The sequence below is a fragment of the Aquicella siphonis genome (genome assembly GCF_902459485.1).
GTDB classification, from domain to species: Bacteria; Pseudomonadota; Gammaproteobacteria; order DSM-16500; family DSM-16500; genus Aquicella; species Aquicella siphonis.
Genome location: NZ_LR699120.1, coordinates 1 through 13,977, shown reverse-complemented (window position 1 = coordinate 13,977; position 13,977 = coordinate 1). Strand labels below are relative to the sequence as shown.

Annotated in this window: 13 protein-coding genes; 6 read left to right on the top strand and 7 right to left on the bottom strand. The window is 44.5% G+C overall.

All coding sequences use genetic code 11. The features are described from left to right. Positions 1-34 precede the first annotated feature (34 nt). Positions 35-751: a L,D-transpeptidase gene (locus AQULUS_RS11245; protein WP_232051916.1), complete on the bottom strand. Its 717-nt coding sequence runs from the start codon at positions 749-751 to the stop codon at positions 35-37. Between the two features lie 134 nt (positions 752-885). Between AQULUS_RS11245 and AQULUS_RS11240 the strand changes: the two genes are divergently transcribed. The 4 genes from AQULUS_RS11240 to AQULUS_RS11225 are packed head-to-tail and all read left to right on the top strand — an operon-like array spanning position 886 to position 4,594. Continuing rightward, positions 886-1,722 carry a sulfite exporter TauE/SafE family protein gene (locus tag AQULUS_RS11240; RefSeq protein ID WP_148340366.1) on the top strand — a complete coding sequence of 279 codons (837 nt, stop codon included), beginning with the start codon at positions 886-888 and terminating at the stop codon, positions 1,720-1,722. A gap of 10 nt (positions 1,723-1,732) precedes the next feature. Next, a complete protein-coding gene (locus tag AQULUS_RS11235) occupies positions 1,733-2,098 on the top strand; it encodes a DUF1634 domain-containing protein (protein ID WP_172622854.1) in 366 nt (121 codons plus the stop codon). A gap of 31 nt (positions 2,099-2,129) precedes the next feature. Next, a complete protein-coding gene (locus tag AQULUS_RS11230) occupies positions 2,130-3,023 on the top strand; it encodes an HlyD family secretion protein (protein WP_148340364.1) in 894 nt (297 codons plus the stop codon). Between the two features lie 32 nt (positions 3,024-3,055). Further along, entirely contained in the window at positions 3,056-4,594 is a 1,539-nt protein-coding gene (locus tag AQULUS_RS11225) for a DHA2 family efflux MFS transporter permease subunit (RefSeq protein WP_148340363.1), read from the top strand. Between the two features lie 26 nt (positions 4,595-4,620). On the opposite strand, the gene cpdA is transcribed toward AQULUS_RS11225, so the two are convergent. Next, positions 4,621-5,418: a 3',5'-cyclic-AMP phosphodiesterase gene (cpdA, locus tag AQULUS_RS11220; protein WP_148340362.1), complete on the bottom strand. Its 798-nt coding sequence runs from the start codon at positions 5,416-5,418 to the stop codon at positions 4,621-4,623. A 118-nt stretch (positions 5,419-5,536) separates the two neighbouring features. Then, a complete protein-coding gene (locus tag AQULUS_RS11215) occupies positions 5,537-6,724 on the bottom strand; it encodes a multidrug effflux MFS transporter (protein WP_148340361.1) in 1,188 nt (395 codons plus the stop codon). A 228-nt stretch (positions 6,725-6,952) separates the two neighbouring features. Here AQULUS_RS11215 and AQULUS_RS11210 point away from each other — a divergent pair, with 228 nt between their 5' ends. Then, a complete protein-coding gene (locus AQULUS_RS11210; RefSeq protein WP_148340360.1) occupies positions 6,953-8,299 on the top strand; it encodes a TonB-dependent receptor in 1,347 nt (448 codons plus the stop codon). A 274-nt stretch (positions 8,300-8,573) separates the two neighbouring features. Beyond that, on the top strand, positions 8,574-9,326 hold the full coding sequence (locus tag AQULUS_RS11205; RefSeq protein ID WP_148340359.1) for a carboxypeptidase regulatory-like domain-containing protein: 753 nt from the start codon (positions 8,574-8,576) through the stop codon (positions 9,324-9,326). 43 nt (positions 9,327-9,369) lie between these two features. Here the strand turns inward: AQULUS_RS11205 and AQULUS_RS11200 are convergent, their stop codons facing one another. The 4 genes from AQULUS_RS11200 to AQULUS_RS11185 form a co-directional block, all read right to left on the bottom strand. After that, the gene (locus AQULUS_RS11200) at positions 9,370-11,310 is read right to left on the bottom strand and encodes a hypothetical protein (protein ID WP_148340358.1); all 1,941 of its coding nucleotides are present in this window, start codon (positions 11,308-11,310) and stop codon (positions 9,370-9,372) included. Between the two features lie 384 nt (positions 11,311-11,694). After that, positions 11,695-12,054 (bottom strand): hypothetical protein, encoded by a 360-nt coding sequence (locus AQULUS_RS11195; protein WP_148340357.1) that lies wholly within the window; start codon positions 12,052-12,054, stop codon positions 11,695-11,697. Between the two features lie 2 nt (positions 12,055-12,056). After that, positions 12,057-13,070: a ParB/RepB/Spo0J family partition protein gene (locus AQULUS_RS11190; protein WP_148340356.1), complete on the bottom strand. Its 1,014-nt coding sequence runs from the start codon at positions 13,068-13,070 to the stop codon at positions 12,057-12,059. Next, positions 13,067-13,936 carry a ParA family protein gene (locus AQULUS_RS11185; RefSeq protein WP_232051915.1) on the bottom strand — a complete coding sequence of 290 codons (870 nt, stop codon included), beginning with the start codon at positions 13,934-13,936 and terminating at the stop codon, positions 13,067-13,069. The genes AQULUS_RS11190 and AQULUS_RS11185 overlap by 4 nt, the downstream gene beginning before the upstream one ends. Between the last annotated feature and the right edge of the window lie 41 nt (positions 13,937-13,977).

Here is a 13,977-nt window from a genome sequence, read left to right as displayed (position 1 = left end):
GCTCACGTAACTATGCTGGTGCGCGCGCTCTCCATCAATATGCTTTCACTATCACCCGGGTTCCCCGGTAATGATTGCCTGAATTAGGGCCTTCAATGAAATCATACCGCAGCCATTCCGCATCATTCACATACATGCGCACGCATCCATGGCTAGCATTATAACCTGGCAGTCCATTCGGCTCTCCATGCAATGCCTGTCCATTCTGAAAATACATGCAATAAGGCATGGGGGCTCCTCCGTCAGGCAGTGGAAACTTGGTTGAATAACAATCACTGCTTCCCAATGAGTAAACGCGAAATGAACCCTCATGAGTGCGGCACTCCCTGTCAATATCGCGGCAATAATCTGCTCCTGCCGAAGCAGGACCCCACCTCACCAAAACACCCTCTGCGTCATACGCACCCCAGGCATGGCTCGCTGGATCAACAATGACAATTTTTTCTCCTGGCGAAGGGACATTGAGAGGAAACGGTGAAAAATCCATAATATCAGCTTCAGCGAGATTATCAGGAACAGCCAGTGTAATACCAGGATAAATCTGTGTATTCATCCTGTTGACCCGCATGACTATACCCCTGTCATGATCATCAGGAAAAAGAGACCGCCAAGATTGATTTCCCTTAACACGCAAACAATGAAACCCGGGTGTTTTGCAGATTTTTTTCCCATAGGACGCGGACAGGGCGAGAACCGGAAACATAAGCGAAGCGATTATCAGCAATTGCAGCAACCTTACTCGGTTTCGCATATTAAAACTCCTAAACATTCCTTCTTCTATCATTATTAGTGTACCTTAATCATGGCAATTTATAAGGTATAAGTAGGCTTATTCCAGCAAATATAGTATTTTTATTAAAACAACACATCCCGATAGGAGACACTTTGACCATCCTTGCTTTTTCTGCCTTACTTCTTTTCTTTTCATTTCTTGCCGGCCTGGTGGGATCACTAACCGGACTGGGAGGAGGTGTCATTATTATTCCGGTTCTGGTCCTGCTGTTTCATGTCAATATTCATTATGCGATGGGAGCATCATTGATTTCTGTTATTGCAACTTCATCGGGCACCGCCGCCGCATATCTGCGCGAAGGTTATACAAATGTACGCATTGGCATGTTTCTTGAAACCGCGGCAGTCATTGGCGCCGTCACAGGCGCCTTGTTAATCGCTGTGGTTTCAAAAACCTTTCTGTCCGTCTTGTTCAGCTTTCTGCTGTTTTTTTCTGCCTATATGACCAGTAAACGCAGGGAAGAGCATGAACAATATACACAATCGCATCCCTGGGCGGTCGCGCTTAAACTGGACGGCACCTATCCTGAAAAACAACAACTGGTAAACTATCATGTCCAGAATGTTCCTCTTGCCTTGTTGATAATGGGATTTGCCGGCCTGATCGCGGGCCTGCTGGGCGTCGGTTCCGGAACCCTTAAAGTATTGGCCATGGACCAGGCGCTACGATTGCCTTATAAGGTCGCCACCACCACCAGTAATTTCATGATTGGAATCACAGCCGCTGTCAGCGCCGGAATTTATTTTTCGCACGGGTACATCAACCCCGCCATCGCATTCCCTGTCATGCTGGGAGTGATAGCCGGAGCATTTTCTGGCGCCAGAATTCTGCCCAAATTACATAATCGTGTCTTGCGCCTGCTGTTCAGTATAATAATCTGCATTATTGGCCTGCAAATGCTATACAAAGCGGCCGCCGGAACTCTCTAACAGGATGGGTATGCAAACAAATAAGACAATGGAAGAAATCATGGGGCTCATTCTCACCGCAGGCATGATGATTGCGTGCTGCATGGTGATTATCGGCGGTTCCATGTATCTATACCAAAACGGCGGCAACAGCCTGCAGTCAGAATTATTTCAGACAGAAAACTATCACACCAGTATCGCCATGATCTGGCACACGGCTTTGTCGTTTTCCCCTATGGGAATCATCGAATTGGGTCTGCTGACTTTGGTCGGCACACAAGTAGTACGCGTCGCCATGCTGGTCTGGTATTATGGCGTCACGCACGATTTTTGGTTTGCCTCTATCAGCCTGTTTATTCTGGTTACACTTGTTTACAGTTTTTTCTGGCGGACATGAAAATAAATATCAGTACTTATCGGAGTTTTCCATGACTTTTTTCAACCGCATGACTAAATCCAAACGATTTAAGAAAATAATGGTCGCTGCTTTTTTCGTACTTAGCGGCGGTGTTTGGCTGGGTTACTGGATTTACGGGCATTATTATGTCAGCACCGATGACGCTTACCTGAATGCAAATGTCATACAAATTGCCCCGCGGGTTTCCGGCAAAGTCATCAAGGTCTACATCAACAATAATCAATATGTCAAAAAGGATCAGCCCCTTTTTGACATCGATCCCGAACCATTTCAACTGGCTGTCAACTCTGCCCAGGCACAATTGAATCTGAGCAATGCGGAGCTGGACAATGCCACCCTGACAAAAAACAGAGTATTGACTTTGGCGGAGAAAAAATTTGTATCGACACAAGAAGGTGACAATGCCGTATCGGAATACAAGACTGCTCAGGCAAAAGTTGAAGAGTCTAAAGCCAGGCTCGATCAGGCAAATCTGGATCTGAGATATACGCGTGTGATCTCTCCCGCAACAGGCTGGGTCACAAATGTCAGTCTGAATGGCGGTGATATCGTACACGCTAATCAGGCATTATTTGCCCTGATCAGCGATGATAAATTCTGGGTGGACGCCAATTTCAAGGAAACACAATTGGAAGCTATCAAACCGGGTCAGACAGCGACTATTGTAACTGACCTGTATCCTGGCCATCCCTTTAATGGCGTCGTGGAAAGTATCAGCGGCGGCACCGGATCGGCTTTTTCACTGCTCCCGCCGCAAAATGCGACCGGGAACTGGGTCAAGGTCACACAAAGAATTCCTGTGCGCGTATTGATACTGAATCCGGATGTGAATTTGCCATTGCGTATAGGCAGTTCAGCAACCGTTACCGTTCATCTGCGTCAATACCTTTATCAAAAACCCTGATACTGACTCACGTTGACTGAAATGGATTCATCATGACGGAAGAGCTTTATAAGAAGGTTACACCGCTGGACCGCTGGCTAATTACTTTTGTCGTCATGTCAGCAACTCTGATGCAAGTCATTGACACAACGATAGTCAATGTCGCGTTACCACACATGCAAGGCTCCCTGGGAGCATCGTCAGACGAAATTACCTGGACACTGACCAGCTATCTGGTTTCTTCAGCTATTTTCATGCCCTTGACCGGATACCTCTCTGACAGGCTTGGAAGAAAGCGCTATTTGATTATCTCAATTGCGGGTTTCACCCTGGCATCCGCTTTATGTGGCGCTTCTGTCACGCTGGCGGAGATTGTGATCTTTCGTCTGCTGCAAGGAGTGTTCGGCGCTGGTCTAGTCCCCCTTTCTCAAGCCATTCTGGCCGACATCTTCCCGCCGGATGAGCGCGGCAAGGCCATGGCCATCTGGGGAGTCGGCGTCATGGTCGGTCCCATTCTTGGTCCAACGCTGGGCGGATATCTGACAGATGTCACGACGTGGAGATGGACATTTTACGTCAACGTGCCAGTCGGCTTGTTTACCTTGCTGCTGACCAACATTCTTCCTGATACGCCAAAAAAGCGCCGCGAAATGGACTGGTTAGGGCTCATCCTGATATCCATGGCGATAGGCGGACTGCAATATGTTCTCGATCGCGGAAATTCTGACGATTGGTTTAATTCTACCAGTATCTGTATTGTCACGTATCTTGCAGCATCGGGGTTGCTTGGGTTTTTTTTCCATTCCATGCAGGAAAAATCACGCAGCGTGTTTGATTTGAAGATTTTCAAGGACAGGAATTTTGCGGTTGCCAGTATCTTATTATGTATTTTTGGTTTGGGCTTATATGGCATGATGGTCATACAACCCATCATGATGGAAGGTTTGCTTGATTATCCTGCGTTGACAACAGGCCTCATGATGGCTCCGCGCGGGATCAGCGGCATGATCAGCATGCTGCTGGTAGGAAGACTGATTACCCATATGGATGCTCGTTTGCTGATTATCTTCGGGATATTGATCAGCGTCATAGGCATGGCCATTGGCACTTACTATTCCATAGACAATATCAGCCCTTTTTGGCTGATCTTCCCCATGTTGCTGCAAGGATTTGGACTTGGAATGGTGTTTGTACCGCTATCCACCGTTGCTTATTCGACACTCAGTGTCAGCCTAAGAACAGAAGCCGCCGGATTATTCAGTCTGTTGCGCACCATTGGAAGCTCTATTGGTATTTCCATTGCCGTCACTATTGCAACACGAGGCACCCAACTCTTCTGGAATCAGTTGGGAGGATTTATCACGCCTTACAATCCGCTGGTTTATGACTACCTCGCGCCATTGCATTTAAAACCCACAGATCCTCTGGGATCAGCATTACTAGGCAAGCTCTTGTTTCGCCAGGCACAAATGCTGTCGTTCGTTAATGTATTCGCTGTAATCATGTGGTGTTTTATTTGCATGATCCCGCTCGTACTGTTAATCAAAAAAGTCAGGCCTTCTACACGGATAGTCAGAGAGCTGGCTGAATAAAAAACCTGCGTGTTTGCTACCCGGCACTAGTAACCCGTGGCTTTAATGTCAAACTCGCCTATGTACTTGGGTGTACGCACTACTCCTGTTTTGATGTGTCCATCATCATACAGATTGATCCAGCGATAACCCGGAGGAAGATTTTCCAGACCAAAATGATCTTGATTTCTCATGAATTGAAAGCAGGTGGACGGGGTCGAGTAACAGTGTATACCGTTTACTTCCTTGTCAAATTCCTGATGGACATGGCCAAACAACACGTTTTTCAATTTAGGGAAACGGGAAATGATATTCCATAGCTCATCCGCATTGGTGAGGCCGAGATTATCCAGCCACCGGCTTCCAACAGGAATTGGTTGATGGTGAAACAGAACAATGGCATGGTGTTCCGGATAAGTGTGCAGACAATGCTGTAAATAATTTAACTGTTCATGCGCAAGAAATCCTTCCACCGCTCCTGGTTTATGAGAATCCAGCAATATAAACTGCCAGTTTTTGGTGACGATGTGGCGGTCATTGGAGATCAGCCCGCGCGGATAAACTTGCGCCATGACTTTGGGATCGTCATGGTTACCCGGGACACAGTATATCGGCACGTTAAATACGCCCAGCATTTCAGCCACACGAACATAAGCAGGCTCGGAATAATCCTGGGATAAATCACCCGAATGAATGATAAAATCGAACTTTTCTGTATCCTGTTTTAATTGTTCAAGTACGCCTTCCAGACTTTTATGTGGCTGGACACCCAATAACGCCTTGTCCTTATCGGAAAATAAATGGGTATCGCTGATCTGAATTATCCTTAATGGACCATGACTCATGCTAAAATCCTTTCATCGCTCATAGGCTATGATAGCTGGTACTCGCGCAAAAAAACAAATACTTGTGTTCGTTATTGTCTAGACGAGATTGTCATCCGGTCTGACTTTCCGTTTCTGATCAGCTGCCCCTGAGCATGGCCGCCACCATACACAAGCACGAAATCACTATGGCAACAGCGACAGGCAAAGCGATTGATAAGATGGCACCATTAAAAAACAGACTGGCAATCAAACTTCCCAAAACCGCGAAGCCTGTCCATAACACGGTGAATAAGGCGACACGCACACCCATGGGCTCCTCACTCGCTTCGATAATTGAACGGTTAAGCGGTGCAAAACATAATGCCGAGCCGAAAGAATAAATTGTCATGGCAATGACAAATAGAACCAACTTATCCGGGAATACAATCGCAAAAAGCAGTGCAAGCAGTCCGCCGCACAATGTAATCCCTAAGCCGCCGAGTATCAATGATTTTACCTCCACCCATTCCAGTAAATACTTGACCCAGTGATTGCCTAAAATATAAGCAGCAAAAACTTCAGCCTGGATAAGTCCAAACACTAACGGGCTATAATGAAAGCTTTCAATTACCAGCAACGGTCCCGCGGTGATCCAGACAATAAAACCCATAAATGTAAAACCCAGCACTAGCAAAAGAAGCATGAAAGTCTTGTTAGTCAAAATTCGCCAGTACTGTTTAAAAAGCGTCCCGAAATGGACAGGATGACGTTTTTCAGGAGGATGAGTTTCAGGCATCCACTTGTTCAAAAAGAATATCGCCAAAGCGGCCCATGCGGCGATGATCCAGAAGATACCGCGCCAGCTGGAAAAATATAAGACGATGCTGCCAAGGAGCGGGCCCAGCGCGGGAGCAAGTACGGTGATACTACTCATCAAAGCAAGGATTCGGATCGCTTCTTTCTGCTCATAAAGCTCATGTATGCACGCATACCCTGCCACCATCATGGAAGGTATGGCTGCTCCTTCTACAAATCTTGCGGCCAATAGAGAATTGGCATTCGTGGTCAGGGCACAGACAACCGTCGCTAATGTATAGATGACACCGCCTGTTAATAATACCAGCCTGCGTCCGTATCTGTCAGAAATCACACCCATGACAAGCGGCAGACTGGCAGAACCAACAAACCAGGTCGTTAATGTCCATTGCGCCTGTTTCATTGATAAATTCAATTCCCGCATCATGTCAGGCAGCGCAGGTAAATACATATCATTCGAGAGATACGTGGCTATTTCGTACAAGACCAACAAAAACGGGAAGAGCAAGGGCTTGATTTTCGCTGTCATCTGGTATTCCTGAATACTTGTTATTTTTGGTGGAATGTATAACCCAATAGGCACGACTTGATTATATATCCAACCCGATACGCATTCGACTTTTGTTTTGACTCTTGACCAGGTAATCGCTTGCTCGCTTCAATCCGGGATAATATTGCTACAGTCCAGTAGATTTTTAAATGATTTATGCATAATCTACGAAGGTATTTTTTATTAAGAGTCAGGGAGGAAATAGGGATGAAAAAAACCAAGGTCATGGCTTTCGCATGTTTGAGCCTGTTGGCTTACCTGAATCAAGCCGGCGCAACGATTCCCAATACGGACCATCCCACGACTTTTCTCGGGCCCGCACTGCGGCTTGGGTTCAGCAATTATATGAATGACACCACCGCTTATGCGCTCGCAGCCGAGCTGGGCATAAGGAATTACCGGTTAGACGGTACGTTTGGGTGGCAAATCACTTATAATCAACGCGTCAAATTAACCGCAGAGTATCTTCGCCAAGATATTACCTATGCTTTTTTTGATGGAAATTCCGACCAGTGGGTCCATCAGGGAGCTATCGGCGCCGAGTACGAGCATGATTTCAATGATTACCTGCTCAATCCCCAATTTACCTTGGGCGCCTATCTGTCGCACGCACCCAGTAAAACCTTGCGTACCGACTTGGGAACTTATACCAATGCAGATGGTATCATGCAGCCGTTCAGAGAATTAAAGCGAATTGCAGGATCAAATGCAGGCGGTTTGAGTCCGGGCGTCAGCTTCAGCGCGTGGCCCGGCGCTAAAATCAACGCGGAATTGAATTATGATAAAGTTCATTATGACACAGAGTACGTTGATTCGGAAAATCCAACAGGGTTTGGCGGCACTGTCAGCGTCCATCAAGCGATTACCGATGACTTTGGGGTCCGCCTGCTGGCTGCAATCCGTCAGCCATTCAATAATTATCAGGCAAACTTCACCCTGGGTAACGTGCCTTTTTACGGCAAATGGGCATTTGGATTCAATACAGCCTATACAGTGGGTAAAAATGCTCTGCCAAGCACTTACATCGTTGGCATCAGTGCCGATTATTTCATGGAACAAATCTCAGAAAGTCCTTACACACATACTGACGGGATAGACAGATATATCAGCGCACGTGACAATGTTGACTTTAAAGGTGTGTCATCCCTGTCTCAGCAAGCTGAAAGACAAGATTTTCTTTCATGGGTATCAAGGCCTGCGGTATACATGCCGCAAGTATTGGCCATTGCTGACTCCAGGGTCAGCTGCCAGGATGGTGAAGCTCCAACCGCACTAAACAGTACATTGCCGCCTGATTTTAACACCACGGAATTGTCAGGTATTAACCTTGCCAATAACTTCACCGGCAGCAATCTGACGTTTGCTGTCGTTTCGGTGACGCCTGACCCGCAATTTTTCCCCAGCGACTTCGTCAATATGACTGCCAACGGCACACTGACTTATGATGCATCCACCGCGGTAAATGATGACAGACAATATTTCGCCACCATCAGCGCTGCCAATACTTGCGGAGTGGCCTATTCCAGCATCACGCTTGGCCCGATCCCCGAGTAAATAAGTCAGATGTGGAGCCAGGTTTGTTGAATTTCCCGAGCGGCCATCTTATATTTAAACATGTTTTAATGTTTTTTAACGTGAATGATGAAAACATTGGATGTGACAACGATTCGCCGGTCAATCAGAATTTCCGTGAACTCGGCGTAATAACCCGATTTAACCAGGCAATTGTTCCTCACGTTGATTTGGGATTGGTCGCCGCAATCCGCCGCCACCCTTTCAACCATTATGAAATCGGAATAGGCAGGCTTAACCAAGGAGGAATGAGGTTATGCTGATAGTGAAAACACAAAAATGGCTGGCTATTTGTGCTGTGGTTTTATCCACCCTCTCATCACCCGCTTCCGCGGCGGAAGAATTCGCGCCTGTGTCCGGATTTGCGCGATCTTTTATTTTAGGAACAGAATTATCAGATGCGACCATCACTGTTCTGGAGTCAGGGTTGAAATTAAAAACGGACAGTCATGGACGCTTCGGGCCATTCCTGTATCCCGTCGGCAAGCCAATCACATTGCTATTTGAAAAATGGGGGTATAAAACGACTCAATCTGGTACATTTATCGTTCCGCGCGACGGCTTGACCGGGCCTCATGACAATATCACATTTCAAATTCCGTCCATTGAAACGTATTATCTGCTTTCCACCATCATTGGCGTTGACTTTGACAAGAATAGTTGTCATGTGGTCACGACCGTCATGGCATACGGGAAAACACTGGATGATCCCGAGCAGGGCGAGCCTGGTGCCAAAATCACGTTAACACCATCTGTTAATGTAACACCATTCTATTTTGATATTTTTGAGGAGGGACCTTTGAAGGGAAAAACCAACCCCTTTACAAAAGGCCTTACTCTGACAACCCGGGATGGAGGGGTTGGTTTTTATAATCTTCCGCCACGAGAAGAACCTTATACCCTCTCGGCTGAAAAAAACGGTGTGATGTTCACTCAGGCCCGGTTTATCTGCCGCAAAGATGTATTTATCAACATCAGCCCGCCAGGCGGACCCATGGCAACACAATAGAAACACACACCATGCCTGCGCGCACTACATGATGTAAGAATCCTTACGACTGTCGCTTATAGACCTGGAAGCGGTAATCGGCATCCGTCCAATTGCTTTTGCTGCCCTCCAGACTTGTCATATAGCGGTAGGGTTTCCAGGCTGTTCTGAAATGTTCATTTCTTAAAAAATAATTCAGATAATCAAATGGTATCTGTTCCCCTTTCAACTTGCCTTGCCTCGTATGAAATACGGTAAAGCCAAGTTTACTCTGGTTAACGTCCACAAAAACATATTCCGGCTTTTTGATGCTCAGATCTTCTGCGACCATCTCGATCAGAAAATGACTATCTCGCGCCCGCTGCTCCGAAATTTGCTTTACGCTCATATAAGGTTGTTTGATAATCCCGCCCAGACCCAGAAAATGTGAAAATCGCGATGATGACGTCGTATCACCGGCGTATTGAATGACAGGAAAGACATACTTGATATCTGTAGTAAAAAAATAAACAGACTGATGGCTTGCGTTGACTTTGAGAAAGGTAATCAATTTTTCCATCCGCTGTTTGACCAAAACAAACTTGGCATAAAAATTAGTCAACGCGTAACTGGGATAACTGAGTACCAGCATGGCTACCACCAGGGTCAACAGGTGTTCTAACTGCCGTTCCAGAGTTCTTATTATCAAAAAATAAAATGACAAAACCATCAATGCAGTAGTCAGAAAAAATCGATGTTCCATCAAAAAAGTATTCTGTATAAAGTCCGATATTAAATAATTTATGATCAATATGAATATTAATGATATAAGAATAAACAATTTTTTGTAGTTTTGCCTTGTTACACAGATTAAATACGTTGTGCCAATGAATAAACCTGCAAAAAATACATAATACGCCAATGAATTGAAAATCAACGTCGTCCATATTGATGCTGAATAATGAACCAGAAAAAAGAAAGTCAGACTGCCCAGCATGCCCATTAGAATGTAATCACGCTTGGTATATGGTGTTGTTAAACGCAGACTAAATAATAAGCCCAGCAGCAAAATTGCCATGGCATAAGCGGGGAATAATCGATAATACCAAGGTGTGCGTTGTACCAGAAAAGCTATGATATCTCCCACAAGAGCAATCACTAATATCCCGCTAAAGGCTTTTTGTGAATTAGCGCGATATTGCAGTAAAAAGAAGATGATTGGAATAAGGCAAAAAAGCATATATTGATTGAAGAGCATCAATGCCCAGGGATAAGCACTAGTCAAAAAACACCAGCGCGCAGCATAAGGCATGACAATGTAAAGATAATCCGGATGACGGACAAACAGTGTTGTCAGATAGATAACAAGTAAACTGCTCAATCCCAGGGTTTCCGGCCGCAGCCAAGCCTTGATGCTGCGCTGATTCACATGATAATAGACTTCTATTAGAAACCATGTTATTAAAAAAAACGGCTTGATAAAAAAGCCTAACCCCGCGTAAACACCTAACAGAAATGCATTTCCAGATGGAAATGTATCACCCTGAACTCGTATCGCCATCATCAGCAAATACGGTAATGTAAATATCAATAACAAGTGTTCTCTCTGCCCAAATTCATACAGCGGCAAGATCATAAAGACAAAAGCCACACATACCATAAAAAAATGATGCAGGGCTGCATTTTGTCTTTGAAAAATTCTCAGAACTAACACGTTGCAAATCACCAGTGAAATGCTCGCAAGTATATAAATATAAACCCTCAAGGAAATCATCAGGTTCAAATGGAAAAATTTTGTGAGTAATACCGGCGGAACATACAGATATAATATCAGCGGAGGGTTGTTTTCAAAAAAATCACTTTTATATGAACCTCCCGCAAGTAATCGCCGGGATGCTTCCATAAGCCAGCTTACATCCCAGTTAAAATACAAATTTGACTGCGCAATCCATGTCAATGCATAGATTGCAATGAATATGCTGATTAAATAAATATTGTCTTTATTTCTCGCAACTATCCCTGTCACGCATTTGATCCTGATTCAAGATAATGATTCAAATCATTATATGTCAGACTGTGTCCGCCAATTATCTGAATACCATTTCAACAGTTTTTCACCTTTATGCCGCAGCCAGTGTCAGCACCGCTATCCATGCAACATCGCGCCGGTGTCGTATTCACTGTAATGACATCTTCCCATTTATACAAGCCATAGTTACATGCATGCATACGATAGGAAAAGTGAACATAAATCTTGGCCAGGTTCATTATGACCAGAGAAGAGATTGGAATTCGTTCTACGTGGAACATGAAATCCCATAAACGTCACATATTACAAAGGTGGACGTTTATGGGAGAGGTTGGTAATGAAATATTTTATAATTATTTACTTATTTAACAATCACTTAAATCAAGCTTCGGTGACCGAAGCAGACTGTCTGAGCAGACGTTGCATGATGCTTGCCCTGATCAGATTACTTTTTACACCCTCTAGCTTGGGGTATTGTTTACGAACATGTACAATTGCCTGCTCGATACGAACCATTAAGGTTTCAGGAACGCGAATACTAACCATGTCACTGAGCTGATCCATATCTTCTGCAATGTCCACCAGGGTTGGATAATCTGATAATGTTAAAAGAGATTCAATTGACTCAATAATCCATTTGCTCTTTCCTCGCATTCCATAACCATCTTCAATAATCCTTTGTTGTAATCGTTGGTGAAGCTTTTTTTGTAATTTAATTGATGTCATTACTTTCTTCTGCATTGTCATACCGCCATTTCAAGTTCCATTAGTTCAATTAATTTACGAAACGCTTTTGTTGTTTGCCGCAAGTCAGCCCAATTAACATTCGAAAAAATTTCCATGTACTTATCATATTCTTTCCGTGAGGTGACACTTTCAATAATGGTTTTTATTACCTCTGTATTCAATGTCGTACCCATGTTAATACGGGATGTGCTTCGCCCGCGGGATGAAGCCTGTATTGTGCTCTTATTCCGTTTCAACAGTTTATGCTGGCTTATTATGCTGCGAATTTCTTTTAAACTCGAACCATTTATACAAGCATCGATCGCTTCTTTTCTGATGTCTGGTGAGGCGATTCCTGCAATAATGGCTGCCTTATCCAGGTTGCGAATATTACCGCTTTGAATTTCAACTTGAACATCTAGTGGTGCATTCAAGGCTGCCAGGTAGTAAGTTGTCTGCGAAAGTGATAGACCAGTAATATTCTTTAACAAAGTAGCCGTCACCTCTATTTCGCCTTGCTGATTCTTATACTCACGAATAATTTCACGTACATTGCCCAGCCTTTCATCCAATGTAAGATCTTCGCGAGCGGTATTTTCAATCCACTGAATCAACTTTAATTCAAATGTCTTAGGCTTTTCATTGAAAACACGAGCATCAATTTCCTGCTTGCCAGCCAATATGGATGCCAAACAACGTCGTTCTCCCGCCACAATGCGGTAAACTTCGCCTAATTTATATACCACAACCGGATTGATCACTCCGCTGGTCTTAATGGTATGCGCGAGTTCCTTCAGTTTTTCCAGTTCATCCTGTTTGCGGGCATATAAAGGATCATCAGGACGAATCCCTGCTCTCACATCGGCTAAATCGATAGCAAGTTTACGTGGATTTTCCGGATCCAGCTCAATACGCGACAGTGGCAGTACAACGTTACGATACATGCCGGCGTTGTTTTCAACAACATGTATGGTCTCACTTAATCCGCGGGTTAAGGCTTCAGAAATACCAAATCGTTTCTTCTTAGTCATGCGAAAATCCTCTCTGCTATATAACTACAAACTTCCATGGCTTCGCTTTTTGCTACGTGTTGTTCTTGAAAGTCGAAAATGGAGCGAGGATTAGAATCGGCGGCATCGACTTCAGCAAAAACAATTCGTTGTGAGAATTTTACCGGTAAGACATATTTTCCGATAGCAGAATTATCTTGCAGACTGGTCAAAATATCTTTATGCAGCCGTGTCTGTTTGAACATATTAGGTAAAATACCAACGAGCTGAAGAGGTCGATTCTTTTCCCGCGCCAGTGATTCTTGCATCCATAACTGCAACATGCCATAAATACCTTGAACAGGCTGTTCTTCCATAACAGAGGGGATAATAATATGCGTGGATGCTTTCATTACACTGATTGTCAGCGGACCTTTAGATGGTGCGGTATCAATCACGACTGCGTCATAAGCGGCGCGGACATCCGAAGAATTTAAAAAGCTCGCTAATTGCTTATGAACTTTTTCCACCACTTCGGATCTGCGAACTGATTCTGCAGCGAGTAATTTTTCTGCATGACCAGGAGCAATGTCCAAATTAGGTACATATGTTGGGTACGGAACAACACCTTGGCCATAGAAAATTTCAGCAATACTGCTTCGTCCATCCCAATCCTGATCTTCAGGATTGGAAGGATCATAATCCGGGTGTATGGGCGGCATTAATCCTTCAGGTGCAGCAGGATCAATTTCCATATGCAAATATTGGTGTGAAAAATTACACTGCGGGTCAAAATCGATACATAACGTGCGCAGACTTTTAGTTTTGCTGAGATATTCAGCCATTAACTTGCTGCAAGTTGTCTTGCCGACACCACCTTTGTTGTTTACAAATGCGATAATTTCCATTTATGACTCCTGTCATTGTATTACGATAAAGCATAATATAT

Excerpts from the sequence above, each read along its gene's own strand:
- AQULUS_RS11195 (WP_148340357.1), bottom strand. The coding sequence starts at position 12,054 with ATGCAGAAGAAAGTAATGACATCAATTAAATTACAAAAAAAGCTTCAC.
- AQULUS_RS11245 (WP_232051916.1), bottom strand. The coding sequence starts at position 751 with ATGCGAAACCGAGTAAGGTTGCTGCAATTGCTGATAATCGCTTCGCTT.
- AQULUS_RS11230 (WP_148340364.1), top strand. The coding sequence starts at position 2,130 with ATGACTTTTTTCAACCGCATGACTAAATCCAAACGATTTAAGAAAATA.
- AQULUS_RS11215 (WP_148340361.1), bottom strand. The coding sequence starts at position 6,724 with ATGACAGCGAAAATCAAGCCCTTGCTCTTCCCGTTTTTGTTGGTCTTG.
- AQULUS_RS11225 (WP_148340363.1), top strand. The coding sequence starts at position 3,056 with ATGACGGAAGAGCTTTATAAGAAGGTTACACCGCTGGACCGCTGGCTA.
- AQULUS_RS11190 (WP_148340356.1), bottom strand. The coding sequence starts at position 13,070 with ATGACTAAGAAGAAACGATTTGGTATTTCTGAAGCCTTAACCCGCGGA.
- AQULUS_RS11185 (WP_232051915.1), bottom strand. The coding sequence starts at position 13,936 with ATGGAAATTATCGCATTTGTAAACAACAAAGGTGGTGTCGGCAAGACA.
- AQULUS_RS11235 (WP_172622854.1), top strand. The coding sequence starts at position 1,733 with ATGCAAACAAATAAGACAATGGAAGAAATCATGGGGCTCATTCTCACC.
- AQULUS_RS11205 (WP_148340359.1), top strand. The coding sequence starts at position 8,574 with ATGCTGATAGTGAAAACACAAAAATGGCTGGCTATTTGTGCTGTGGTT.
- cpdA (WP_148340362.1), bottom strand. The coding sequence starts at position 5,418 with ATGAGTCATGGTCCATTAAGGATAATTCAGATCAGCGATACCCATTTA.
- AQULUS_RS11210 (WP_148340360.1), top strand. The coding sequence starts at position 6,953 with ATGAAAAAAACCAAGGTCATGGCTTTCGCATGTTTGAGCCTGTTGGCT.